This is a genomic window from Oryzibacter oryziterrae (genome assembly GCF_021864535.1).
Lineage (GTDB): Bacteria > Pseudomonadota > Alphaproteobacteria > Rhizobiales > Pleomorphomonadaceae > Pleomorphomonas > Pleomorphomonas oryziterrae.
In genome coordinates this window covers 1-24,842 of sequence record NZ_JAKJIC010000028.1, presented here as the reverse complement: position 1 = coordinate 24,842, position 24,842 = coordinate 1, and the positions used below count along the sequence as shown (strand labels likewise).

Below are 24,842 nucleotides of genomic sequence, written 5' to 3'. Positions count from 1 at the left end.
GCAAAAGATACAACAAGGGCGGGCCGATTCGCGCGCCCGCACCGCCTGCGTTGGCCGGCGATCAGACCTGCCCGAGGAAGGGCTCCACTTCGCGCCCGGCTTCGAACAGACCGAGCCGCTTGATTTCCCATTCGAGCTTCACGCCGGACGCCTTGAACACGCGGGCCCGCACCGTCTCGCCGAGAAGCTCGACGTCATGCCCGCTGGCGGCGTCCACATTGATGAGGAAGTTGCAGTGCATCTCCGACACCTGGGCGTCGCCGATGCGCAGGCCGCGACAGCCCGCCTGATCGATCAGCTTCCAGGCCGAGAGACCATTGGGGTTCTTGAAGGTCGACCCGCCGGTGCGCGAGCGGACCGGCTGCGACTTCTCGCGATGCTCGCTCACCGCCTCCATGTTGGCGCGGATCGCTTCTCGATCCTCCGGAATGCCCTCGAGGAGCGCGGAGGTGAAGATCACGTCGCCGGGGGCGGAGGAGTGGCGATAGGAGTAGCCCATGGCCTCGCGCGTGAGGGTGACGATCTCGCCCTTGCGATTGACGCCCCGCACCTCGACCACGCGCTCGGACGTGTCGGTACCATGCGCACCGGCGTTCATGTGCAGCGCGCCGCCGATGCCGCCGGGAATGCCGTGGTAGAAGGCAAAGCCGCTGAGCCCGGCGTCCAGCGCCTTGGCGGCGAGGATCTTGTCGGGCACGCCGGCACCGACGCGCAGGCGCGTCTCCCCCTCCTCAGCCACGCCACCGAAGCCGCGTACCGACAGACGGATCACCACGCCGGGCAGACCGCCGTCGCGGATCAGGAGGTTCGAGCCAAGGCCGATGACCGTGATGGGCACATCTGCCGGGACGAGCGGCAGGAAGGCCTGCAGATCGGCTTCGTCGGCCGGCTGGAACAAAAGCTCGGCCGCGCCGCCGACGCGGAACCAGACGAGTTCCTTGAGCGATTTTTCGGCTTCGATCGGCCCGCGGATGTGGGAGGTATCGCCAAGGCGGGGGAGGAGCGCGGTCATAGGGGGTGTACCCCTCTCTCCAACTCTCCCCCGCAGCGGGGGAGAGGGCTCGTAGAGCTGATCGGCGCTTTCTTTCCAAGGTTCTGAAGGGAACCAAGCGGCACCCTCTCCCCCCTTGCGGGGGAGAGTTGGAGAGAGGGGTAAGCCGTCGCTCCAAAGTAAGTCGTCCGCTCCATTACGCCTTCTCCCCCGCCAAAGCGGCCAGCTGGCCCGGCAGGGCGTAGGCCCATTGGGTGATGTTGCCGGCGCCAAGACAGACGACCATGTCGCCGGGCTTGACGATGGAGGCGATGAGCGGGGCGAGCTCCTGCGGCCCTTCCAGGGCGCGCACGTCGCGATGACCGGCGGCCTTGGCACCGGAGACCAGCGACGCCTTGTCGGCGCCCTCGATCGGTTGTTCGCCAGCGGTATAGACGTCGGCGACGATCACCGTGTCGGCGTCGTTGAAGGCCTTGCAGAAATCGGGGAACAGCGAATGCAGGCGCGTGTAGCGATGCGGCTGCATCACGGCGACCACCTTGCCGCTGGCGCCTTCGCGGGCTGCGCGCAGCACGGCCATGATCTCGACTGGATGGTGGCCGTAATCGTCATAGACGGTGACGCCATTCCATTCGCCGGTGCGGGTGAAGCGGCGCTTGACGCCGCCAAAGCTGCCAAGCCCCTTGCGGATGGCGTCGGCGGAGATGCCGAGCCGATGGGCGACGGCGATGGCCGCCGTGGCATTGGACACATTGTGCCGGCCGGGCATGGGCAGCTCCAGCGCCGGAATGACCTCTTCCTTGCCGGTGATGCGATCGCGCAGCTCGACGGCAAAGCGCGAGCGCCCGCCCTCGATCTTGAGATCGACGAAGCGCGCGTCGGCCTGCGGGTTCTGCCCGTAGGTGATGATGCGCCGATCCTCGATGCGGCTGACCAGCGCCTGCACTTCCGGGTGATCGAGGCACATCACGGCGAAACCGTAGAAAGGCACGTTCTCGATGAACTGCTTGAAGGCAGCGCGCGCGGCGTCGAAGGTGCCGTAATGGTCGAGATGCTCGGGATCGATATTGGTGACGATGGCAATGTCGGCCGGAAGCTTGACGAAGGTGCCGTCGCTCTCGTCGGCCTCGACCACCATCCAGTCGCCCTCGCCCATGCGGGCGTTGGTGCCATAGGCGTTGATGATGCCGCCGTTGATGACAGTAGGATCGAGCCCGCCGGCATCCAGAAGAGCGGCGACCAGCGACGTGGTCGTGGTCTTGCCGTGGGTGCCGCCGATGGCGATCGCCTGCTTGAAGCGCATCAGCTCGGCCAGCATCTCGGCGCGGCGGACGATCGGCAAGTGCCGCTCGCGGGCGGCGATCAGCTCAGGATTGTCGCGCTTGATCGCCGAGGAGACCACCAGCACCTCGGCAAGACCGAGGTTCTCGGCCTTGTGGCCGACGGTGACAGGGATGCCCTTGGCGCGCAGACGCTCCACATTGGCATTCTCGGCCATGTCGGAGCCCTGCACGCGATAGCCGAGATTCTGCAGCACCTCGGCAATACCGCTCATGCCGATGCCGCCGATGCCGACGAAATGTACGGGGCCGATGTCGCGGGGCATTTTCATGGCAGTCAGGTCCTTGAAGTGTCGGCGGGCTTGCCGCCCTTGGCAATGTGTTCGACGAGATCGGCGAGGCGGCGGACGGCATCGGGCCGGCCTTCGGCCTTCGCCGCAGCAGCCATGGCGGTGAGACGCGCGGGATCGTCCGCAAGCTCCGCGATGAGGCCAGCGAGACGGTCGGGCGTCAGTGACGCCTGCTCGGCCATGATTGCGCCACCGGCCTTTTCGAGACCGAGCGCGTTGGTCTTCTGGTCGTTGTCGAGGGCGTGCGGCAGCGGCACCAGGATCGACGGGCGGCCGATCACGGTGAGCTCGGACACCGACGAGGCGCCGGAACGGCAGACCACCAGATGCGCCGCCGCCATGCGTTCGGGCAGATCGGTGAAGAAGGGCGCGATCTCATGGTCGAGGCCGAGACGGCCGTAGACGGCGCCCACCCGGTCCATGTCCTCGGCGCGCACCTGCTGGACGAGGCGCAGGCGATCGAGGATGGACGACGGCAGGCGTTCGAGCGCCGGCGGAACCAAATCGGCAAACACCCGTGCGCCCTGGCTGCCGCCGAAGACAACGAGGCGCAGCTTGCCGCCGGCCTCAGGCGCATCATAGGGCGCGACGGCGGCGAGCACCTTGGGACGGATCGGATTGCCGGTGAACACGGCCTTGGCGCCGGCGTCGCCCAACAGGCCCGTCTCGGAAAAGGAAGTGGCCACGGCCGTCACGCGGGACGCCAGGAAGCGGTTGGCCCGCCCCATCACCGCGTTGGCTTCGTGCACGATGGTCGGCCGCCCGAGAAGGCTCGCGGCGAGCAGCGGCGGCAGCGTGGGATAGCCCCCGAAGCCGATGGCGACCGCGGGCTTCAGGCGTGACACCAGGGCCAGCGACTGGATCTGGCCGCGCACCAGGCGGAAGCCGGACTTCACGAGACCGATCAGAGAGCGATCGCCGAAGGTGGCCGAGGCGATGATATGCGTCGCCGTCGCCGGAAACTCATGGCCGTAGTTGGTGGCGCGATGGTCGGTGGCCAGATGGATGTCGTAACCACGGGCGATCAGTTCATGGGCGAGCGATTCCGCCGGGAACAGATGCCCGCCGGTGCCGCCTGCCGCGATGAGAATGGGTCTTGCCATCGGCCGTCAGCTCCGCGCGCCATAGGAGAGCGGCGTGAACTCGATCGGCGCCACATAGCGGGTCTGCTCGGGGCGACGACGGGTGAGCGCCAGCAGCATGCCCATGGACAGCGCCACCGCCACCAGCGACGAACCGCCGTAGGAGATGAAGGGCAGCGTCATGCCCTTGGCGGGCATGAGATGAAGGTTCACCGCCATGTTGATGCAGGACTGCAGGCCGAACTGCATGACCAGACCGGCGGTCGCCAGGCGCACATAGCCGTCGTTCTCGCGCAGCGCATGGCTGAGGCCGCGCAGCACCACGAAGGCAAAGACCATGGCGAGGCAGATGCAGAGGATGAGGCCGAACTCTTCACCGAGCACGGCGAAGACGAAGTCGGTGTGGCTGTCGGGCAGGATGCGCTTGTAGGTGCCCTCGCCCGGGCCCTGCCCCCACCAGCCGCCGTTGATGAAGGCGTCCTGGGCGGTCTGCACCTGATAGGTATCGCCCGCTTCCGGGTTCATGAAGCGCTCGATACGGCTGCGCACGTGCGGCACGAATGTATAGGCGGCCATGATGCCGCCGGCACCGAGGCCGGCTAGGCCGAGGATCCAGAACCAGGACATGCCGGCGATGAAGAACAACCCGCCCCAAGTGAGACAGATCAGCATGGTCTGACCGAAGTCGGGCTGCGCGACCAGAAGCGACACCACCATGCCCACCAGCAGGATGGTGAAGAGCCGGCCTGGCAGTTCGGGGCGCTTCTGCCCCTCGGCGAGCAGGAAGCCCGCCAGAACGGCGAACATCGGCTTGATGAACTCGGACGGCTGGATGGAGATGCCGACGATGGTGATCCAGCGGCGCGAGCCCTTGACTTCGGGGCCGATCAGCAGCGTGGCGATCAGCAGCACGATGCAGACGATGAAGCCGCCCAGTGCCATGCGCCGGATCTGTCGATGATCGAGGAAGGATACGCCGATCAGCACCAGGATGCCCGGAACCGCGAACATCGCCTGACGCTTGACGAAGTAATAGCTGTCGGCGATGCCGATGCGTTCGGCCACTGCCGGGCTGGCGGCCAGCGACAGCACGATGCCGCCAAAGATCAGGAACAGGAAGGCGACCAGCAGGAGCTTGTCGACCGTGAACCACCAATCGGCGATCTTGCTGCGTTCGGCGCGGGAAACCATCACGATTTCTCCTGAAACGGCTTCACTCGGGGATCGGAAAGCACGAGTTCGCGGAAGTGTTCGCCGCGCACCTCGAAGTTGCGATACTGATCGAAGGAGGCACAGGCGGGCGACAGGAGCACCACGCCGTCCCTGCCGTCGAGGAGCGCGTCGGTGATCGAACGATCAACGGCCCGATCCATGGTCTCGACGATCTCGTAGGGCACGCGGCCCTCGAGCGTGGCGGCAAATTCCTCGGCGGCGACGCCGATCAGATAGGCCTTGGCGATCTTGGGGAAGAAGCTTTCCAGCGAACCGATGCCGCCGGTCTTGGGCTTGCCACCGGCGATCCAGTAGATGCGATCGAAGCTCGCCAGAGCCTTGGCGGCAGCATCCGCATTGGTGGCCTTGGAGTCGTTGACGATGGTGACGCCCTCGGCCTTGCCGATCGGCTCCATGCGATGGACGAGGCCGGGGAAGCTGGCGATGCCCTCGCGCACCTGGTCGAGCGTCAGGCCGACGCGGCGCACCGCGGCGACGGCGGCGGCAACGTTCTGGGCATTGTGCACGCCCTTCAGCACGGGATGACCATGCAGATCGTAGACGACGGTCTGGGTGAGGCCATGCGGCTCGATGATCCGCTGGGAAATGGCCCAGACGCCGGTCTTCACCGACTGCTGGGTGGAGATGCGCAAGGTCTCGAGACCACGCGCCTCACGCCGCTCGGCCATGGCCAGCGACCAGCTGTCATCGGTGCAGACCACGGCCACCTTGGCGCCCTGCACCAGCTTTTCCTTGACCGCGGCATAGCCCTCGATGGTGCCGTGCCGGTCGAGGTGATCCTCGGTGAGATTGAGATGGATGCCGACCGTGGCATCCATCTTGGGAGCAAGATCGATCTGGAAGGACGAGCACTCGACCACATAGTGGCGCTCGGGCACGAGATCGCGCAGCCCCAGCACCGGCGGGCCGAAGTTGCCGCCGATCTCCACGTCGCGACCGGCCGACCGCAGGAGATGGGCGACCAGCGCCGTGGTGGTCGACTTGCCGTTGGTGCCGGTGATGGCGATGAAGGGCGAATCCGGCGAGCGGGCGTCATGCTCGCGCGAGAACAGCCCGACGTCGCCGATGATCTCGACGCCGGCCTCCTGGGCGATCTTCACCGTCCAGTGCGGCTCGGGATGGGTGAGCGGCACGCCGGGCGCCAGCACGAGCGCCGAATAGGCCCCGAACTCCGTACCGCGCCAATCGACGACGGGAATGTCGCGTTCGGCGGCGGCAGCGCGCGAGGCTTCGGAATCGTCCCAGGCGATGACATCCGCGCCCCCGGCGATCAGCGCCTGGGCGGTCACCAGCCCGGAGCCGCCGAGACCGAAGACCGCGACGCGCTTGCCCTTGAGGGATGTAATCGGAATCATCGCCGGGTTTCCTTCAGCGTAGCTTGAGAGAGGACAGCCCGATCAGAGCCAGCACCACGGCAATGATCCAGAAGCGGATCACCACCTGCGGCTCTGTCCAACCCAGATGTTCGAAATGATGGTGGATGGGCGCCATGCGGAACACCCGCTTGCCCGTCAGCTTGAACGAGCCCACCTGGATGATCACCGACGCCGCTTCCAGCACGAACAGGCCGCCGATGATGGCAAGCACGATCTCATGCTTGACGGCAACGGCGATGGTGCCGAGCAGGCCGCCGAGCGCCAGCGATCCGGTGTCGCCCATGAAGATGGCGGCCGGCGGCGCGTTGAACCAGAGGAAGCCGAGACCGGCGCCGACCACGGCCCCGCCGACCACGGCGAGCTCGCCGGTGCCTTCCACATAGTGGATCTGCAGGTAGTTGGCGAACAGCGCGTTGCCGACCAGATAGGCGATCAGCGCGAAGCTGGCGGCGGCGATCATCACCGGCACGATGGCCAGGCCGTCGAGGCCATCGGTGAGGTTCACCGCATTGCCCGCACCGACGATGACGATGGCGCCGAAGGGAATGAAGAACAGGCCGAGGTTCAGCGCGAAGTCCTTGAAGAAGGGTAGCACCATCGAGGTCGCCATGCGCGCCTCTTCCGGCGCCAGATGCGCCTGACCGGCCTTGGTGATCACCAGCGTCGCCAGCGCCGCGATCAGCGCCTCCAGCATCAGCCGCGCCTTGCCCGAGAGCCCCTTGTGCGACTGCTTGGTGACCTTGAGGAAGTCGTCGTAGAAGCCGATGGCCCCGAAAGCCACGGTGACGACGATGACGGTCCAGACATAGGGGCTCTTGAGGTCGGCCCACAGGAGCGTCGCCACCAGGATGCCCGAGAGGATCATCAGGCCGCCCATGGTGGGCGTGCCCTTCTTGGCCAGATGGCTCTGCGGGCCATCGGTACGGATCGGCTGCCCCTTGCCCTGCCGCACGCGCAGCGAGGAAATGATCATCGGCCCGAACAGAAAGACAAACATCAAGGCCGTGATGACGGCCGCACCCGTGCGAAAGGTGATGTACCGAAAGACGTTCAAGACGGAAATTTGCCCGGCCCAATCGGCCAAGTAGACCAGCATTTTACCTCAGTCTCCAAATAACAGTTCAGCGAAATCCGATCGGCTGGTCCATGTTCAACCCCCTGCCCGATATGATCCCACCCCCGATAGTGCCATCCGCATCCGCGTCAATCCTGACATCGAGATCACGAAACCGGACAGCGCTCGATTTCCATCACCTTGGTTTCGGCCCTTATATTTGATTCTCTGCCCCGAATCTCGAAATCAGAGCCTCTACCAACTGCCCCGTACGGCTGCCAAGCGAGCCCTTGACCATGACCACGTCGCCGGCGCGCAGATCGTCCAGAAGCGCGCTTTGCAGACCTGCGGCCTGCTCGGCATAGGCACCACGCATGGGCTTGGGCAGCGACTGCCAGAGATTGTGCATGAGCGGACCGCAGCAGAACACGGTATCGACCTGAGCCTGCTTGAGCGGCTCCACCAGTTCGGCATGGAGGCGCGCCGACTGCGGCCCGAGTTCCAGCATGTCGCCGAGCACTGCCACATGACGGCGGCGGCTGCCCTGGCCGGTCTGGGTGAGCAGCGCAATCGCCGCCCGCATGGAGGTGGGATTGGCGTTGTAGCTCTCGTCGATCAGCAGCGCATTGCCGCCGTAGACGCGCAGGTTATGCCGCTTGCCACGGCCCTTGGGCTGTTCGTGATGCTGAAGCGCCAGCATGGCGCGCGGCAGGTCGCCGCCCACCAGCTTCACCGCCGCCAGCACGGCCAAAGAGTTGTCCACCAGGTGCCGACCAGGCGCACCGATCTTGTAGGTGATGGCCTCGCCCATGAGATCGGCGGTGACGGTCGAGCAATCCTCGTGCAGCACGAACTTGGTCAGCCGTGCATCCGCCTCGGCATGCTCGCCGAAGAAGACCACGTTCACGCCCTGCTCCCGCGCGATCGAGGCCAGGAGCGGCCCCCATTCGTTGTCGCGATTGATGACGGCGGTGCCGCCGGGCTCGATCCCCTCGAACACCTCGGCCTTGGCACGGGCAATGGCTTCGACGGAGGGGAAATATTCCATGTGCACGGCGGCGACCGTGGTGATGATCGCCACATGCGGCCGCACCAGCCTGGTCAGCGGCGTGATCTCGCCGGCATGGTTCATGCCGATCTCGAACACGCCGAACTTGGTGCTGCGCGGCAGGCGGGCCAGCGTCAGCGGCACGCCCCAGTGATTGTTGAACGAGGCGGCGGACGCATGCACCGAACCCGACGGCTCCAGCACATGGCGCAGCGCTTCCTTGGTCGACGTCTTGCCGACCGAGCCGGTCACCGCGATGATCTTGGCCGCCGAACGAGCCCGGGCGCGCGCGGCAAGGCGGCGCATGCCGTCGAGCACATCGTCGACCACCACAAGCGGGCCGGTGCCTTCCGGCAGCGTCGGCAGGCGCGCTTCCGACACCACCGCCACGCCGGCGCCCCGACGCAGGGCATCGGGCACGAAGTCGTGACCGTCGAAGCGATCGCCGAGAATGGCGAAGAAGGCGTCGCCCGGCTCGACCGAACGGCTGTCGATGGACACGCCGTTGAGGGACGGCACCCAGCCGACCTCGGTGCCGCCGAGCGCCTTGAGAAACTCCTCGCTCTGCCACAGCGACCCTTCGGCCGACTGCACACCGGGCAAGGCGTCCATGATGGCCTCATGGTCGGAGAAGGGATGCACGACGCCGGCAATGGTCTGCCCGGTTTCGTGGCCCTTGCCGGCGACGAGGAAGATGTCGCCGTCGCCGAGCAGCGAAATGCCGTGGCGAATGGCCTCAGCGCGATCGCCGATTTCCAGCGCGCCCGGCGCGGCTTCGAGAACGGCGGCGCGAATATCGGCGGGATCTTCCGAACGCGGGTTGTCGTCGGTGACGATGGCGACATCGGCCAGGCGCTCGCAAACGGCGCCCATCTCGGGCCGCTTGCCGCGATCGCGGTCGCCACCAGCACCGAAAGCCACCACCAGCTTGCCCTGCACATAGGGACGCAGCGTTTCGAGCGCCACTTCCAGCGCCGCCGGCGTATGGGCGTAGTCGACGAAGATCGGCGCACCGGTGGGCGAATAGGCGACGAGTTCCAGCCGGCCACGGGCGCCCTTGATGTCTGACAGCGCGTCGAGCGCATCCTCGATGCGCACCGAACCGTCGGCTGCGGCAAGGGCTGCGGCCACCAGAGCGTTGGAGACCTGGAAGTTGCCGACCAGCGGCACGCGCAGGCTGCGCTGGCCCGAGCCGACTTCCACGGTCACCTTCTGGGCAAAGCCATCGCGCTCCACATCGATGATGCGGATACCCGTGCCCTGGGCACCAACGGTGATCAGGTTGAGCCCGGAAATGCGGGCAGCCGAGGCGAAAGCCTCGCCATACTTGTCGTCGAGATTGATGACGGCAGCGGCGCCGGGCTCCAGCACCGTATCGAACAGGCGCATCTTGGCCGCCATGTAGGCTTCCATGGTGCCGTGATAGTCGAGATGGTCGCGCGACAGGTTGGTGAAGGCACCGGCGGCAATGGTCAGGCCGTCGAGACGGCGCTGCATGATGCCATGCGAGGACGCCTCCATCGCCACATGATCGATGCCCTTGGCGGTGAGGTCCTGCAACGTGCGGTGCAGCGTCACCGGGTCCGGCGTCGTCATGTTGCCATAGGAGGTTTCGGTCCGCGTGGTGACGCCGATAGTGCCGAGCGAAGCGGCCTCATGGCCGAGTGCCAGCCAGATCTGACGCACGAAGGAGGCGACCGACGTCTTGCCGTTGGTGCCGGTCACCGCCACCACGGACTTGGGCTGCGGCGCGTAGAAGCGCGCGACCAGACGGGCGAAGCGGCGCTGCGGATCGCTGTCGCGCAGCACGGGAACGGCGAGGCCGTCGGGAATGGGATCGTTGGCGCCGGCGAGAATGATGGCCGCGCCGTTGGCAACCGCCTGCGGAATGAACTCGACGCCTTGCACCTTGGTCCCGGGCAGGGCTGCAAACAGGGTTCCCGGTTGCACGGCACGGCTGTCAGCCGTGACACCCGCAATGTCGATCCGGCGCAACGCCGGGTCGGACGTGAGAATGTCGGGAGCAAGTTCGGCGAGCTTCATCGTTACGTTCCTGAATTTCAACGATCGCAATAGGCGCGGCACCCTGCCCCCGATTTGCGATCGAAATGAGGACGCCAACAAAAAACGAACGCAACGCTTGTACTCTGCGCCTTGAGCATCCGCCGATCAGGGTGCATCAACCTGATCGAAAAGAGGCTGCTCAGGCCTTTCAAACTGGAGCATTTCCAACCCGATCAGACGTTTCCGCTCGATCGGGAAATGCTCTGGAAACGCGACGCTCAATAAGCTGCCAGAAGCGGCATGTCCACGTCATCGAAGCGTGGTTCCACATTCAGCATGGGGGCTATGCGCCCGATGACGTTCGCCGCCGTCGGTGCAGCGTTCATGCCGGCGGTGGCCGGCAAGCCGGGCTTTTCCGGATTGGGCTCGTCGAGGGTGATCAGCACCAGATACTGCGGATCGTCAATCGGGAAAGACGCGAGGAAGGCGTTGAAGCGCTTGTTGGCGGAATAGCGGCCGTTGACGACCTTTTCGGCCGTACCGGTCTTGCCGCCGACGCGATAGCCCGGAATATCCGCCCGCTTGCCCGAACCGCCGGGATTGACCACGTTGAGGCGCATCAGATAGCGCATCTGGTCGGATGTGGACTGCTTCATCACCCGCTTGCCCAGCAGCTTGGCCTGGTCTTCGGTGCGCGGGAAGAAGGTGGGCGGAATGAGCGTGCCGCCGTTCATCACGGCGCAGGCCGACATGGCCGTGGCCAGCGGCGACACCGAAATGCCATGGCCGAAGGACACGGTGACCGTGACCAGATCCGACCAGCGCTTGGGCAGGATCGGCCGGGCGACTTCCGGCAACTCGGTTGGCACCTTGTCCATCAGGCCGATGCGTTTGAGGAACTCCTGCTGGCCGGCGGAGCCAACGCGCAGGGCCTCGCGACCGGTGCCGATGTTCGAGGAGTAGATGAAGATCTCGGGAACGGTGAGGACGCGCCCCTTGGCATGGAAGTCGTGAATGGTGAAGCCGCCGATGTTCAGCGACGACGACGCGTCGAAACTGTCGGTCAGATGCACCTTGCCCGAATCGAGCGCCATGGAGGTGGCGAACAGCTTGAAGGTGGAGCCCATCTCGTAGACGGCTGAGGAGGCGCGGTTCATGCGGTCCGGATCGAGCGCTTCGACCGGATTGTTCGGGTCATAGTCGGGCATGGAGGACATGCCGATGACTTCGCCCGTCTTGACGTTCATCACCACCGCGGCGGCAGACTTGGCGGTATAGCGCTGCATGGCAGCCGACATCTCGTCATGCAGCACCTGCTGCACGCGGAGATCGACGGAGAGACGGATCGGCTGCAGCGAATTGTCGTCGGCCATGCCGAGTTTCTGCAACTGCCCCAGCCACTGGTCATCGATGTATTTCTCGATGCCGGCGATGCCCTGGTTGTCGACATTCACATGCCCGACCACGAAGCCGACCGTCCGGCCCGAGGGGTAGAAGCGTTTGTTCTCGGTGAGGAAGCCGATGCCGGGGATGCCGAGCTTGTGGATGGCTTCCTGCTGCGGCGGCGTGATCTCGCGCTTCAACCACACGAAGCCCTGCTTGGAAGCGAGCTTCTGGCGCACTGCATCCGAGCCGAGATCGGGGAAGACGGTCGAAAGCAGCTCCGTCGCCTCGTCCGGATCGATGATCCGGCGCGGTTCGGCATAAAGCGAGGCGAACTTGATGTCGGTGGCGAGGATCTCGCCATTGCGGTCGAGAATGTCAGGCCGGGAAGCCGACACCGCCCGCTGGGCATTGCCGAGCGCCGCCGTATCTTCCAGCTGGGAAAAACCCATCTGCACGAGGCGGGTACTGATGGCACCATAGACGCAGACGAACAGGGCCGCCGTGAGGAACAGGCGCGAGCGCATCATGTCGCCCCGTCCGCGCACCGGCGGCAAGGCCATGGGCTCGGCGGCGGCAACCGGCGCCTTGCGGAAGAGATGCGGCAATGCAAAGCGGACTTTCATCGTTCCGGTCTCTTCTCAGTGGATCAGGCCGTCATCCTCGGATGACGTGTCGTCGGGGGTGGTATCGGTCGGCTTTGGGTTTTGGATCGAGGCCTGGGCTTGCACCTTCGCGTCGGTGTCCTTGGCATCGGGCGGCGGCGCCACAGGCTTGTCGGGAACATCGGCCAGGGTCCCGATATGGTCGGAACTCATGGGCACGAGGTTCAGGATGTTCTGGTGCCGGTTGAGGAGTTCCTGCATGCGGGCCGGACGCGTGAGCAGCGCCCATTCCGCCTTCAGCAGGCTGATGTCCTCGCGGGTCTGCGACACGCGCGCTTCCTGCTTGCGGATGTTTTCCGAGGCAAGCTCAGCTTCGTATTTCATGTCGTAGACGGCCGCTGCCGACAGCACCATCAGGAACACCAGAAGGAAGTTGATGTATCGGGTCATGGCTTATCTCGTCCCCCCGACAACAAAGCGCGGAACGCCAAGTGCGTCCCGATCGGCATCACGGGCCGGCGCGTCCGTGCGGATGCCGAAGCGAAGCTTGGCGGAGCGGGCGCGCGGATTGGCACCCAGTTCGGCTTCACCCGCATCGATCGGTTGACGCCCCTCGACGCGGAATGTCGGCGGCGGCACCGCAAGATCGGGCTGATGGCGCGAGCCCTGGGCCCGTTCGCGCGACCGATCGGCGAAGAAGCGCTTGACGATGCGGTCTTCCAGCGAATGGAAGGTGACCACCGACAACCGACCGCCGGGCTTCAGCGCCTTTTCGGCGGCAACAAGAGCGGCAATCAGCTCATCCAGTTCGCCGTTCACGAAGATGCGCAGCGCCTGGAAGGAGCGGGTTGCCGGGTGCATTTCGCCGAAGCGCTTGGCCCCGAGCACGCTTTCGATGGTCGAGGCCAGCTCAAGGGTCCGCGTGAACGACTGCGTCTCGCGCCGTGCAGCAATGGCCCGGGCGATGCGGTTCGACTGCTTTTCCTCGCCATAGACCCAGAGCAGGCGCGCCAGATCGCGCGGTTCGAAGGTATTGACCACATCGGCGGCCGACAGGCCGTCGAGCCCCATGCGCATGTCGAGCGGGCCATCGGCGCGGAAGGAGAAGCCACGCTCGGCGCGGTCGAGCTGCATGGAAGAGACACCGATGTCGAGCACCACGCCATCGACGGGTGCGCCGGCCGTATCGGCAGAGATGGCGTCGAGCTCGGAGAAGCGGCCATGCACCAGGCTGAGCCGCCCGTCATAGGCTGCCACCACCTCCTGGCCGGCCGAAATCGCCGTCGGATCGCGATCGATGGCGATGACGCGACCGGCGCCACCATCGAGAATGGCGCGCGTATAGCCGCCGGCGCCAAAGGTGCCATCAACGAAGACGCCACCCTCGAGCGGCTTCAGCGACGCAAGAACTTCCGCCAACAGAACAGGGATATGAGGAGCCGCAAGCGTGGTCATGCCGAGCCCTCCCCGACGACGGAGGCCACACCGGGGCGCAAGCCCCCCTTGCGCAGCGCCATCACGCGCCGACGCGCCTCGGCCTCGTGTTCGAGATAGCGAGACGGCTCCCAGATCTGGAACTTGTAGCCCTGCCCGACGAAGGTCACCTCCTCGGCGATCCCCGCATATTCGATCAGCGCCGGGGTCAGGCTGATGCGGCCTTCCGCGTCCATGGTCAGCCGGTCCGACAGGCCGTAGAAAGCCGTCGAGAGATAGTCGTGATCTTCGGTGAAGGGTTCGAAATGCGAGAGCCGCTTCTCGATCTCGCTGAGCAGCGCATTGCCGCCAGCGTCCACGGCCATCATGTCGATCGAGGGATAGCAGTAGAGACCTTCGAAGCCATCGCGCGACAACACCTGACGGAAAGCCGCAGGGACGGAAACCCGCCCCTTGCGATCGATCCTGTTGGTGGTGCGCGATACGAACCCGTTCATCTACCCTCGCAGCCCGGACATGCCGCGGCTCACCCACTGCCACCACGAAATGGCGAGAGCTGACTGCCCGCCACCCGATCCCTTGATTCGCCCTTCGACCAGCGTCCCGGCCGCGACGGTGTTCATTGCATTCTGCGAGAGGCAAACCGGCAAAATCTGCCAATTCGGACCGCCGAATGCGTCTCCCACAGGCGCCCGCAAACACATCCGCCAACCTGCAATCTTGGGATAATTTGGGATAACATGGGATCATATGGGCGTCAACGAAAGGACAAATGAGCCGTTCACTTGCCAACAGCAATTCTCATTTATCGACCGTTAGGCTTAACAACTGGTTCACGCCGAGTGCCGCCCCGGGACGGAAGAGCGCCAAAGCGCGCGAAACCAAGGGATTTCAAGACCTCCAGCCGACGCAACCACAACACGCGACAGGCGGAAGAGAGGAAGCCGCAGGGCGAATGGCGATCTTCGGCGGCGTCCCATGCCATCCCATCCTGCAGCCGATCCGGCTGCTCTGCCCGAAGGTCGGCTGGCGCAAGGCCGCCGCCCATGGCATCTAGATCGGCAAACATCGGATAAAGCGGACAACCATGGAACCATCGGGATTTGAAGCCATGACGGCCGGCGAGCAAGGTTCGCTCGGCAGCATCACCGTGGAGCGGCAGGCGGCGCTGGCCTTTGCCGCCGCCTATGACCCGCAGCCCTTCCACCTCAACGACGAAGCCGGCAAGGCCTCGCCGCTCGGGGCACTCGCCGCGTCGGGCTGGCACACGGCAAGCCTTGCCATGCGCCTGATCGCCGACAACTTCCTCGCCCGCTACAAGTCCATGGGTTCACCGGGCGTGCGCGATCTCAAGTGGATCAAGCCGGTGCTGATCGGCGATCAGCTGGAGACGCGCTATGCGATCTTGGGCATTCGCCCCTCTTCGCGCGGCGATCGCGGCTATGCCGAGGTGCATTTCTCGGCCCGCAACCAGACGGGCGACGAGGTCTTCTCCATGACCGCCACCCTGATCATCGGACGCTGACCCATGCGCTATGACGAGATCCTCATCGACGTACCGCTGGATATCGGCAACCACCGTTTCAGCGAGCAGGAAATCCTCGCCTTTGCGAGAGACTTCGATCCGCAGCCCTTCCACATCGACCATTCCGCCGCGCGCGACAGCCATTTCGGCGGCATCATCGCCTCGGGCTGGCATGTCTGCGCCGTGTGGATGCGACTGACCGTCGATCACTGGCAAGCCCAGGGCTCCGTCGCGGGCATTTCGCCGGGCATGGAACATATCCGCTGGCTGAAGCCGGTGCGCCCCGGCGATCACCTAACGTTTCAAACCCACGTCTCGCACAAGCGCCGCCTGAAGAGCCGCCCCGGCTGGGCGGTGATCACCTGTCACTCGGAAGCGGTGAACCAGAACGGCGAGATCGCCTTCGAGATGAAGGGCAACGTGCTGTTTCCGATCGACGACTGACCGCAAATGCAAAAAGCCCCGGACCGTTGCCGATCCGGGGCTTTCGATGGTCTCGGCGCTGATCGAACCGATCAGTCCTTGGCGCGCTCGACGTAGGAGGCGTCTTCGGTCATGACCACGATGCGGGTGCCGATGGTCACGAAGGGCGGCACCATGGTGCGCACGCCGTTCGACAGCACGGCCGGCTTGTAGGACGACGCAGCCGTCTGGCCCTTCACAGCCGGCTCGGTCTCGGTCACTTCCAGGGTCATGCGGGCGGGCAGCTCGATGGAGATCGGCAGGTCGTTATAGACGCCCACATGGCATTCCATGTTCTCGGCAAGGAAAGGCGCACGATCGCCGACGACTTCCTTCGGCACGGAAATCTGCTCGTAGGTTTCCATCTGCATGAAGGCAAAGCCATGCTCTTCTTCATAGAGGAACGTATAGGGACGCTCGTCGATCAGCGCCTTTTCGACCTGCTCGGTCGTCTTGTAGCGCACAGACACCTTCACACCGTCGTTGATGCGGCGCATATCGATCTGCGTGGTGGGCGTGCCCTTGCCCGGATGGAAGCTTTCAGCCAGAAGAACGACATGCAGCTTGTCGTCGAGCTCGACAACATTGCCCTTGCGGATTTGGCTAGCGATGACCTTGACCATGATGTCTCACGTTTTTAAAAATAGCGGTACGCGCCCGTCGAGACGCGAGCCCCGGCGCAGTTCGCGTCTCTCCTGACATTTTTGCGCGAGAAAAGGAAGAGGCGAGATGCATTCTGGCCCAGAAGAGTCGCCTTGGTGGTCAACGGAACGCCATTTGGCGCGCCGCCCGTTCCTTGAAGCCCGTGGCCGGATCAAGACGGCGGTGCGCCGCTGGTTCGAGGACCGCGGCTTCACCGAGGTGGAATGTCCGGCGCTGCAGGTTTCGCCCGGCAATGAAGCACATCTGCACGCCTTCCGAACCGAGAAGATCGGCTCCGACGGCCTGCCCGTGACGCGCTATCTGCACACCTCGCCCGAGTTCACCGCCAAGAAGCTGCTGGCGGCCGGCGAGACCGCCATCTTCGACTTCGCCCGCGTCTGGCGCAACCGCGAGGGCGGGCCGTTGCATTCCAACGAGTTCACCCTGCTGGAATGGTATCGCGCCGGTGCGCCCTATGAGCAGTTGATGGACGACGCGACCGAACTGATGCGTCTTGCCGCTCAAACGCTCGGACGCAAGGAGTTCACCTGGAAGGGCCGCACGGCCGATCCCTTCGCCGAGCCGGAACGGCTGTCGGTCTGCGCGGCCTTCGAGCGTTACGCCGGCATCGATCTCCTGACGACGCTGAACCCCGATCCCGCCGGCGCGCCGGATCGCGACGGCCTCGCGGCCCAGGCGATCGCTCGCGGCTATCGCGTCGTCGAGGACGACAGCTGGACCGACATCTACTCACGCATTCTCGTGCAATCGGTGGAACCGAACCTCGGCATGGGCAGGCCGACCATTTTCCATGAATATCCCACCTGCGAAGCCGCCCTCTCCCGCCCGGTCGCGCGCGACAGCCGCCTCGCCGAACGCTTCGAACTCTATGCCTGCGGTGTCGAGCTGGCCAATGCCTTCGGCGAGCTCACCGACCCGGCCGAGCAACGCCGGCGCTTCGAAGAGGAAATGGCGATCAAGCAGGCGATCTACGGCGAGACCTATCCGATCGACGAGGATTTCCTCGCCGCCCTCGCTCATATGCCCCAGGCATCCGGCATCGCGCTCGGCTTCGAACGGCTGGTGATCGTGGCGAGCGGCGCCCGCTCGATCAAGGACGTGATGTGGGGCGAGGTGTGAGGCTCGCCCCTTTCAGCCTCAGTGCCCCTCGAACTCCACCAGCGAGCGGACGTTGACATCCATGGCGCGCAGCTTGTCGGCGCCGCCGAGTTCCGGCAGATCGACGATGAAGCAGGCGGCCTCGATGACGCCGCCGATCTGGCGGATCAGGGCCGAGGCGGCGCAGGCGGTGCCGCCGGTGGCGATCAGGTCGTCGACAAGCAGCACGCGCTCACCCGGAAGAATGGCGTCGGTGTGCATCTCCATCTGGTCGATGCCATACTCGAGGCTGTAGGCGATCGAGACGGTCTCGTGCGGCAGCTTGCCCTTCTTGCGGATCGGCACGAAACCGGCGCTCAGCTGATGGGCGACGGCGCCGCCGAGAATGAAGCCGCGCGCCTCCATCCCGGCCACCTTGTCGATCTTGCCGCCGGCCCAGGGCTGCACCAGCTCGTCAACGGCGCGGCGGAACGCGCGGGCATTGCCGAGCAGCGTGGTTATGTCGCGGAAAATGATCCCCGGCTTGGGATAGTCGGGGATGGCGCGGATCGTATCGGCAAGGTTCATGAAGGGGGACTCGTCTGAGCGGTGACTTACCCCTCCTTGTAGTCAAGCCACCGCGACGGTTCAACCAGCCTGTGAGCCGGACACAGGGGGGCCTCAGCCAAGCACAGGGGTGCTCGCGAGGTCACGAGGTGCTCAGGGCGCCGTCAGGAACCCTTGCAATGTCGTGGTCGATGAGCCAGCAGCGCCGATCACGACCACCTTGGATCCGGCGGCCACAAGCTCCGACGCCTGGCTGTTCGTGCTGCGAGGGCCGGTGAACACCACCTTCGGGGCAGCCGCAGGCGTCCCGCTCGCACCGAATTTCCGCAGAACATAGGAGCGAGGCCGCCCCTGTGCCGGCAAGCCATTGTTGGTCCAGGACAGGGCAAAGCCCGCGCCCGGCAAGACGGCGATGTCGGGCGACAGTTGGGACTCGGCAAGACTGGCTGTGGCGCTCAACTCACCGCTGACCGCAGCCCCGGAAGGCTTGAGGATTCGATAGCTGATATCAAAGGCATCGTCGTCCACCGTGCTGCCGATGCGGGTCCAGACGATCGCCACATTGCCATTTGCCAGGCGCGCGCCCTCAACCTCGAACTCCACCTGTTGTCCGGCAACACCCAGCGGCGAGGACTTCTGGTTGACTTTGACGGCACGCGTGCCGGGAGTGCCGGCCGCATCGACCGTCACCGCATAGATCGCCCCGTCGAGACGATTGCGGTAGGCCACAAGGGCGCCGCCGCCCGAAAGCGGAACGGCTGTGAAATCGGAAGCCCCGGTCGCCACATAGCTTGCCTTCGGCCCCGGCACGAAGCTGCCCTTCTTCAGAACCTTGAGATCCGGGCCGATGAGTGTGACCGCAACCCGCTTGGCAAGAGGCGACGCAGACTTGTCATACTTGTAGGTCAACGCGAGAAAGTTGCCGTTCGTCAACCGGATGACATCGGCATTCACCTCGGCAATCAGATCGGCGGCGCTGGAGAGAACTGTCTTCTCGGCGCCGAGCACGCCCGTGGCCGTGTCCCCGAGGCGGGCAACCAGCCCCGTCGCTGGCTTGAGCCAGAAGGCGGCAACCTTGCTGCCGCTCACCGGCAAGACGACCGGGTCTGCCAGCATGGAAGGCTGCTTGTCGAACACAAGTTCCTTGCCGACGGCCGCACCGGTGGACGAGAACTGCCGCGCCCGCACGGACAGCTCAAAGGCCGGCGACAGCTTGGTGCGCACCCAGCCCATCACAAAGCCCGCTGCGTCGGCTGAAACCTCACCCGGAGCGTCCTGAGACTGGCCATCGGCCTTGGTCAAGGCAAGCGGTGCGGCCACAGCGGCGGAGAGCGGTGCCGCAAGCATCGCCGCAGCCAACGTCAGACACTGAAAAAATCGCATAAAATCCTCCCGAAACAATCCAGAAATAATCCACAGTGCAAAATGTCTTTGCAAGAGGATTGGCGCATAAAAAGCGCGGGCATCAAAAAGCGTAGAACGAGCGTTGCCCCCTAAACGCAAAAAGGGGCCCTTGCGGGCCCCTCGAGCACTTTGCATCAACCGCACTGATCAGTGCGGCGTGTTGAGCCAGATCTTGCGCTTCAGCAGCGCCAGAACACCCGCGAAGGTGATCAGGAACAGCATGACCTTGAGGCCGAGCTGCTTGCGCTCGTTGAGGTGCGGCTCGGCGGCCCACATCAGGAAGGCAGACACGTCCTTGGAATACTGCTCCACCGTCTGCGGCGTACCGTCGGTATACTCAACCTGCCCGTCCGACAGCGGCTTCGGCATGCCAATGGCGAAGTTGCTGAGGAAATAGGGGTTGTAGTTGAGGCCGTCCGGCACCTTCACATCGGCCGGCGCATCCTGGTAGCCGTTCATGAGGGCGACGATATAGTCCGGACCCTGCTCCTGATAGGGGATGATCATATCCACCAGGAACCACGGGAAGCCGGAATGCACCGCACGCGCCTTGGCGAGCAGCGACATGTCAGGCGGCAGGGCGCCGCCGTTGGCCGCGCGCGCCGCCTTGTCGTTGGCGAACGGCGAGGGGAACGGATCCTTCGGCAGACGCGGGCGATCGAACATCTCGCCATTGTCGTCCGGACCGTCCTGGATGGTGTATTCGGCGGCAAGCGCCTTCACCTGCTCTTCGCTGAAATGCGGGCCACCCTCGTCGGCAAGGTTGCGGAACTTCAGCAGTCGCATGGAGTGACAAGCCGAGCAGACTTCCTTGTAGACCTTGTAGCCGCGCTGCAACTGGGCCTGATCATACTGGCCGAAGATGCCGCCAAAGGACCAGCTCTGGTGAACCGGCTTCTTCAGCGGAAATTCGGGAGCAGCCCCCGCTTCCTGGGCGGTCGCCGCAGCGACCGAACCCACCGCAAGGCCGAGGCCGATAACGGCCGTCGACGCCCAACGGATCATGGAATTCTTCATGATGACATCCTTTCCGTCAGGCAATCAGTGCTTCGACTTCGCAAGCACGTCTTCGATGATCGAGTTCGGCAGGGCCTTGGGCTTCTCGATGAAGCCGAGCACCGGCAGGATGATCAGGAAGAAGGCGAAGTAGTAGGCCGTGCAGACCTGCGCATAGAGCACCGCATTGCCGTCAGCCGGCTGCGAGCCGAGGTAGCCGAGGAACAGCACCGCCGCCACGAACAGCCAGAAGGCGATCCTGAACAGCGGGCGGAACCGACCCGAGCGAACCTTCGACGTATCGAGCCACGGCAGGAAGGCCGTCACGGCAATCGAACCGAACATGGCGAGCACGCCGCCGAGCTTGGAGTCGATCGGGCCGATGTTGAAGGTGATGGCGCGCAGGATGGCGTAGAACGGCAGGTAGTACCATTCGGGCACGATATGCGCCGGCGTCACCAGCGGGTTGGCCGGCGTGTAGTTGTCCGGGTGGCCGAGATAGTTCGGCTGGTAGAACACGAACCAGGCGTAGAACACCAGGAACAGCACCATGAACAGCCCGTCCTTCGACGTCGCATAGGGCGTGAAGGGAACGGTGTCCTTCTCGCTCTTGACGTCGATGCCGAGCGGGTTGTTCTGACCGACCACATGCAGCGCCCAGATATGCAGCACGACGACGCCGGCGATGATGAACGGCACCAGATAATGCAGCGAGAAGAAGCGGTTCAGCGTGGCATTGTCCACCGCAAAGCCGCCGATCAGCAGCGTCTGGATCGGCTGGCCGATCACCGGAATGGCGGTGAAGAAGTTGGTGATCACGGTGGCGCCCCAGAAGGACATCTGGCCCCAGGGCAGCACATAGCCCATGAAGCCGGCGGCCATCATGAGCAGGTAGATGATCACGCCCAGCACCCACAACAGCTCGCGCGGTTCCTTGTAGGAACCGTAGTAGAGGCCGCGCAGGATGTGGATGTAGACGGCGATGAAGAACATCGACGCGCCGTTGGCATGGATGTAGCGGATCAGCCAGCCCCAGTTCACGTCGCGCATGATGCCTTCGACGCTGTCGAAAGCGAGCGCGCTGTTGGACGCATAGTGCATGGCCAGCACGATGCCTGACACGATCTGGATCACCAGCATCATGGCGAGAATGCCGCCGAAGGTCCACAGCGGGTTCAGGTTGCGCGGCGTCGGATAGGAGACACCAGCGTCGTGCAGCAGACGAACGATCGGAAGGCGCTTCTCAAGCCACTTCTCGATGCCCGACTTGGGTTCGTAGGTCGAATGACCGGACATGGATTACCTCGCGTGAGAGCAGCGGATCAGCCGATGCGGATCTTGGTGTCGGAAGTGAAGGCGTAGACCGGAACCGGCAGGTTCTCCGGCGCCGGCCCCTTGCGGATGCGGCCGGCCGTGTCGTACTGCGAGCCATGGCAGGGGCAGAACCAGCCGCCGAACTCACCCGACTCATCGAGCGGAATGCAGCCCAGATGGGTGCAGACCTTGACCATGACGAGGATGTTTTCCTTGTCCTTGGCGGAGCGGTTTGCGTCCGTGGCGTCGGCCGACGGATCCACATTGGCATTGCGGGCGATCGGGTCCTTCAGCTCTTCGAGCTTGACCGCCTTGCCTTCCTCGATCTCCTTGTCGGTGCGGTTGCGCACGACGACCGGCTTGCCGCGCCACAGCACGGTGATCGACTGGCCCGACTGCAGGGCGGAGATGTCGACCTCGATCGAAGCGAGCGCTCGCGTGGACGCATCAGGATTCATCTGGTCGATGAAGGGCCACGCCACCGATGCCACGCCAACAGCGCCAAATGCGCCGGCGGTGAGCAGCAGGAAGTCGCGGCGAGTAGGTTCAGCCGTGGTATCGCTGTGAGCCAAGGTCTCTTCCTTTCGCGCGGATTGACCACCGTCGTCGGCTTGCGAACCGCCGGCAGCCAATTGTCATGTGCCGCAAGTTTGCGCCCCGCCCCCGACAGCGGCCGCCCGAACACGCGGTAAAATCCGTCCATTTAGTACAGATACCATCAGCATGACACCAATTGGCCATGCTACGGACATCCGATCGGCGTTCTTTTTGCACCAACGCCGGGGAAAGTCCAGTTGTCGCAGCTGCGAAATTGGTCGGATACCCCCTTGATTCCAATCAACCGGACTACGTTGCAACACTGATGGCGCTCGCATCAGCCTCGCCGACCGGTTCCACCCCCATGAAACCGCCGCTCTGGCGCGCCCAAAGGCGGGCATAGAGCCCCCCCGCGCCGATCAGTTGGGCATGCGTTCCCTCTTCGACGATTCGCCCCTGATCCATCACGATCAACCGGTCCATGCGCGCGATCGTCGACAGGCGATGGGCGACGGCAATGACCGTCTTGCCCGCCATCAGATCGTCGAGGCTCTCCTGGATCGCCGCCTCGATGTCGCTGTCGAGCGCACTTGTCGCCTCGTCCAGCACCAGGATCGGCGCGTTTTTCAGCAGCACGCGGGCGATGGCGATACGCTGGCGCTGCCCACCGGACAGCTTCACCCCGCGCTCGCCGACAAAGGCCTCATAGCCCCGCCGCCCTCGCTGATCCTGCAGGTCATCGATGAAACCGTCCGCATGTGCCTGCTGCGCAGCGGCGATCATGTCGGCATCGCTGGCGTCGGGGCGACCGTATTTGATGTTGTCACGCAGGGAGCGATGCAGCAGTGAGGTGTCCTGCGTCACCACGCCGACAGCGCTGCGCAGGCTGTCCTGGGTGACGGAAGCGATGTCCTGCCCATCGATGGAAATGCGCCCGCCTTCCAGATTGTAGAGCCGCAGCAACAGGTTGACGAGCGTCGACTTGCCAGCGCCCGACGGGCCTACCAGACCGATCCGCTCGCCCGGACGAATGGTCAGCGAGATGCCGTCGATGGCGCGCGCGCCGGCAGGCCGCCCGCGGCCGTAATCGAACAGCACCTTGTCCAGCGCGATCTCGCCGCCGGCCATGCGCAGCGGCTGGGCCGCGGGCACATCGATCACCGTCTGCGGTTTGGAAAGCGAGCGGACGGAATCCTCGAGCGTGCCGATGCTCTCGAAGAGGTCGGAGAGGTTCATGGTGGTGACGCGCGACATCTGCTGCACCTGCAGCATCAATGCGATCACACCGGCCACCTCGCCCGGCGTTGCCAGCCGGTGCTGCCACAGCAGGAGACCGACCACGCCGCCGGAGGCGAGCAGCGCACCGTTGAGAAGCGTCAGGAAGGTCGTCATGCCCGTGAGCATGCGCTGCTGCGCGCCGGACGCGGCGACACCGTCTTCCAGCGCGTCGCGCACGAAGGCATCCTCGCGGCCGAGACCGGTGAACAGGCGCACGATCAGATAGTTGGAATAGCCGTCGACGAGACGGCCGGAGAAGATCGACCCGGTCTCCGCCACCTGGCGGGCAATGGCCCGGCTACGCGGAATATAGTGCCACATCACCGCGCCGTAGATCACAACCCAGCCAATCAGGGGCAGCGCAAACAGCGGATGCTGGAACAGGAGATAGAGGACGGTGCCGGCGAGATAGACCGTCACATAGAGGAGCTGGTCGGTGAACAGGCGGATCAGCGAGCGGATCGCCTGCCCCGTCTGCGTCACCTTGGTGGCGATGCGGCCGACGAAGTCGCCCTGGAAAAAGGCTATGTCGGCCTTGGCCACATATTCATGGGTGCGCCAGCGGACCAGCGTGCCGACATTGCGCGAGAGCGTCTGATTGCGCACCAGCGAGGCGAGAAGCCCGAAGGCCGGCCGCACCACCAGAAGCAGCAGCACGAACACCGCATAGTCGAGCACATGCACTTCGCGCACCGCGTCGGCGTCATGCTGCGTGGCGGTATCGATCAGCTTGCCGATACTGACGGGGACGGCGATCTCGATCAGCGTCGTCACCGCGGTGAGGCCGACCATCAGCAACAGCGGCCAACCGGTTTCACCCAGGAAAAAGCGGAGCATTTTCCAATTGGTGGTCGGCGGCGTCAGCGGGTGCTGCCCCTGCGTCGGCTTGAACGGGTCGATGCGGCTTTCAAAGAAGGAGAACAGGGCGCCGAAGGCTGAGCGGATCACGGTAAGCATGGCCTGACTGTGCCCATTCCGCAGAAGGCGGCAAGCGAAAAGGCAGAAGCAGGCCCCTCGATCTCCGGAATTTGATCGGGAGAACTGGTCCCAATCCCCAGAACGTACAAACGCCCCGTGTCATTTCTGGCACGGGGCGTTTGTGTTTTTGTGTGTGATTGTATTTGTGATGAGCTTTTATCGTGTGGTTTGTGTTCTTGCGTTTTGCAGGCCTGGCGGCGA

General features: G+C 64.6%; 21 protein-coding genes. 3 read left to right on the top strand and 18 right to left on the bottom strand.

The window, feature by feature from the left end; translation table 11 throughout:
- Positions 1–61 precede the first annotated feature (61 nt).
- The 11 genes from murB to mraZ form a co-directional block, all read right to left on the bottom strand.
- Positions 62–1,012 (bottom strand): UDP-N-acetylmuramate dehydrogenase, encoded by a 951-nt coding sequence (gene murB, locus L2I41_RS19880; RefSeq protein ID WP_237155351.1) that lies wholly within the window; start codon positions 1,010–1,012, stop codon positions 62–64.
- Between the two features lie 175 nt (positions 1,013–1,187).
- The gene (murC, locus tag L2I41_RS19875; RefSeq protein ID WP_237155349.1) at positions 1,188–2,603 is read right to left on the bottom strand and encodes a UDP-N-acetylmuramate--L-alanine ligase; all 1,416 of its coding nucleotides are present in this window, start codon (positions 2,601–2,603) and stop codon (positions 1,188–1,190) included.
- A 5-nt stretch (positions 2,604–2,608) separates the two neighbouring features.
- The gene (gene murG, locus L2I41_RS19870; RefSeq protein ID WP_237155348.1) at positions 2,609–3,724 is read right to left on the bottom strand and encodes an undecaprenyldiphospho-muramoylpentapeptide beta-N-acetylglucosaminyltransferase; all 1,116 of its coding nucleotides are present in this window, start codon (positions 3,722–3,724) and stop codon (positions 2,609–2,611) included.
- 6 nt (positions 3,725–3,730) lie between these two features.
- Positions 3,731–4,894, bottom strand: coding sequence for a putative lipid II flippase FtsW (ftsW, locus tag L2I41_RS19865; protein WP_237155347.1), 1,164 nt, complete (start codon positions 4,892–4,894; stop codon positions 3,731–3,733).
- Positions 4,894–6,291 carry a UDP-N-acetylmuramoyl-L-alanine--D-glutamate ligase gene (gene murD / locus L2I41_RS19860; protein WP_237155345.1) on the bottom strand — a complete coding sequence of 466 codons (1,398 nt, stop codon included), beginning with the start codon at positions 6,289–6,291 and terminating at the stop codon, positions 4,894–4,896. The genes ftsW and murD overlap by 1 nt, the downstream gene beginning before the upstream one ends.
- Positions 6,292–6,304: 13 nt before the next feature.
- A complete protein-coding gene (gene mraY / locus L2I41_RS19855) occupies positions 6,305–7,408 on the bottom strand; it encodes a phospho-N-acetylmuramoyl-pentapeptide-transferase (protein ID WP_237155344.1) in 1,104 nt (367 codons plus the stop codon).
- A 172-nt stretch (positions 7,409–7,580) separates the two neighbouring features.
- Positions 7,581–10,457 (bottom strand): UDP-N-acetylmuramoyl-L-alanyl-D-glutamate--2,6-diaminopimelate ligase, encoded by a 2,877-nt coding sequence (locus L2I41_RS19850; protein ID WP_237155343.1) that lies wholly within the window; start codon positions 10,455–10,457, stop codon positions 7,581–7,583.
- Positions 10,458–10,696: 239 nt separating this feature from the next.
- Positions 10,697–12,427: a peptidoglycan D,D-transpeptidase FtsI family protein gene (locus L2I41_RS19845; RefSeq protein ID WP_237155342.1), complete on the bottom strand. Its 1,731-nt coding sequence runs from the start codon at positions 12,425–12,427 to the stop codon at positions 10,697–10,699.
- Positions 12,428–12,442: 15 nt separating this feature from the next.
- On the bottom strand, positions 12,443–12,856 hold the full coding sequence (ftsL, locus tag L2I41_RS19840; RefSeq protein WP_237155341.1) for a cell division protein FtsL: 414 nt from the start codon (positions 12,854–12,856) through the stop codon (positions 12,443–12,445).
- 3 nt (positions 12,857–12,859) lie between these two features.
- Complete coding sequence (gene rsmH, locus L2I41_RS19835) at positions 12,860–13,861, bottom strand: 16S rRNA (cytosine(1402)-N(4))-methyltransferase RsmH (protein WP_237155340.1); 1,002 nt, start codon at positions 13,859–13,861, stop codon at positions 12,860–12,862.
- The gene (mraZ, locus tag L2I41_RS19830) at positions 13,858–14,337 is read right to left on the bottom strand and encodes a division/cell wall cluster transcriptional repressor MraZ (protein ID WP_237155339.1); all 480 of its coding nucleotides are present in this window, start codon (positions 14,335–14,337) and stop codon (positions 13,858–13,860) included. Before mraZ ends, rsmH begins: the two co-directional genes overlap by 4 nt.
- A gap of 614 nt (positions 14,338–14,951) precedes the next feature.
- On the opposite strand from mraZ, the gene L2I41_RS19825 reads away from it, so the two are divergent.
- A complete protein-coding gene (locus L2I41_RS19825) occupies positions 14,952–15,365 on the top strand; it encodes a MaoC/PaaZ C-terminal domain-containing protein (protein ID WP_237155337.1) in 414 nt (137 codons plus the stop codon).
- A gap of 3 nt (positions 15,366–15,368) precedes the next feature.
- The gene (locus L2I41_RS19820; protein WP_237155336.1) at positions 15,369–15,809 is read left to right on the top strand and encodes a MaoC family dehydratase; all 441 of its coding nucleotides are present in this window, start codon (positions 15,369–15,371) and stop codon (positions 15,807–15,809) included.
- 71 nt (positions 15,810–15,880) lie between these two features.
- Here L2I41_RS19820 and efp read toward each other — a convergent pair whose 3' ends face one another.
- Positions 15,881–16,450 carry an elongation factor P gene (efp, locus tag L2I41_RS19815; RefSeq protein ID WP_237155335.1) on the bottom strand — a complete coding sequence of 190 codons (570 nt, stop codon included), beginning with the start codon at positions 16,448–16,450 and terminating at the stop codon, positions 15,881–15,883.
- A gap of 106 nt (positions 16,451–16,556) precedes the next feature.
- Between efp and epmA the strand changes: the two genes are divergently transcribed.
- Positions 16,557–17,609: an EF-P lysine aminoacylase EpmA gene (epmA, locus tag L2I41_RS19810; protein WP_237155333.1), complete on the top strand. Its 1,053-nt coding sequence runs from the start codon at positions 16,557–16,559 to the stop codon at positions 17,607–17,609.
- Between the two features lie 18 nt (positions 17,610–17,627).
- Here the strand turns inward: epmA and L2I41_RS19805 are convergent, their stop codons facing one another.
- The 6 genes from L2I41_RS19805 to L2I41_RS19780 form a co-directional block, all read right to left on the bottom strand.
- Positions 17,628–18,155 carry an adenine phosphoribosyltransferase gene (locus tag L2I41_RS19805; RefSeq protein WP_237155332.1) on the bottom strand — a complete coding sequence of 176 codons (528 nt, stop codon included), beginning with the start codon at positions 18,153–18,155 and terminating at the stop codon, positions 17,628–17,630.
- A gap of 132 nt (positions 18,156–18,287) precedes the next feature.
- Positions 18,288–19,517: a hypothetical protein gene (locus tag L2I41_RS19800; RefSeq protein WP_237155331.1), complete on the bottom strand. Its 1,230-nt coding sequence runs from the start codon at positions 19,515–19,517 to the stop codon at positions 18,288–18,290.
- Between the two features lie 168 nt (positions 19,518–19,685).
- Positions 19,686–20,555: a cytochrome c1 gene (locus L2I41_RS19795; RefSeq protein WP_237155330.1), complete on the bottom strand. Its 870-nt coding sequence runs from the start codon at positions 20,553–20,555 to the stop codon at positions 19,686–19,688.
- 24 nt (positions 20,556–20,579) lie between these two features.
- Complete coding sequence (locus L2I41_RS19790) at positions 20,580–21,830, bottom strand: cytochrome b (RefSeq protein WP_237155329.1); 1,251 nt, start codon at positions 21,828–21,830, stop codon at positions 20,580–20,582.
- A 26-nt stretch (positions 21,831–21,856) separates the two neighbouring features.
- On the bottom strand, positions 21,857–22,420 hold the full coding sequence (gene petA, locus L2I41_RS19785; RefSeq protein ID WP_237155328.1) for a ubiquinol-cytochrome c reductase iron-sulfur subunit: 564 nt from the start codon (positions 22,418–22,420) through the stop codon (positions 21,857–21,859).
- Between the two features lie 274 nt (positions 22,421–22,694).
- A complete protein-coding gene (locus L2I41_RS19780) occupies positions 22,695–24,620 on the bottom strand; it encodes an ABC transporter ATP-binding protein (RefSeq protein ID WP_237155327.1) in 1,926 nt (641 codons plus the stop codon).
- Positions 24,621–24,842: the final 222 nt, after the last annotated feature.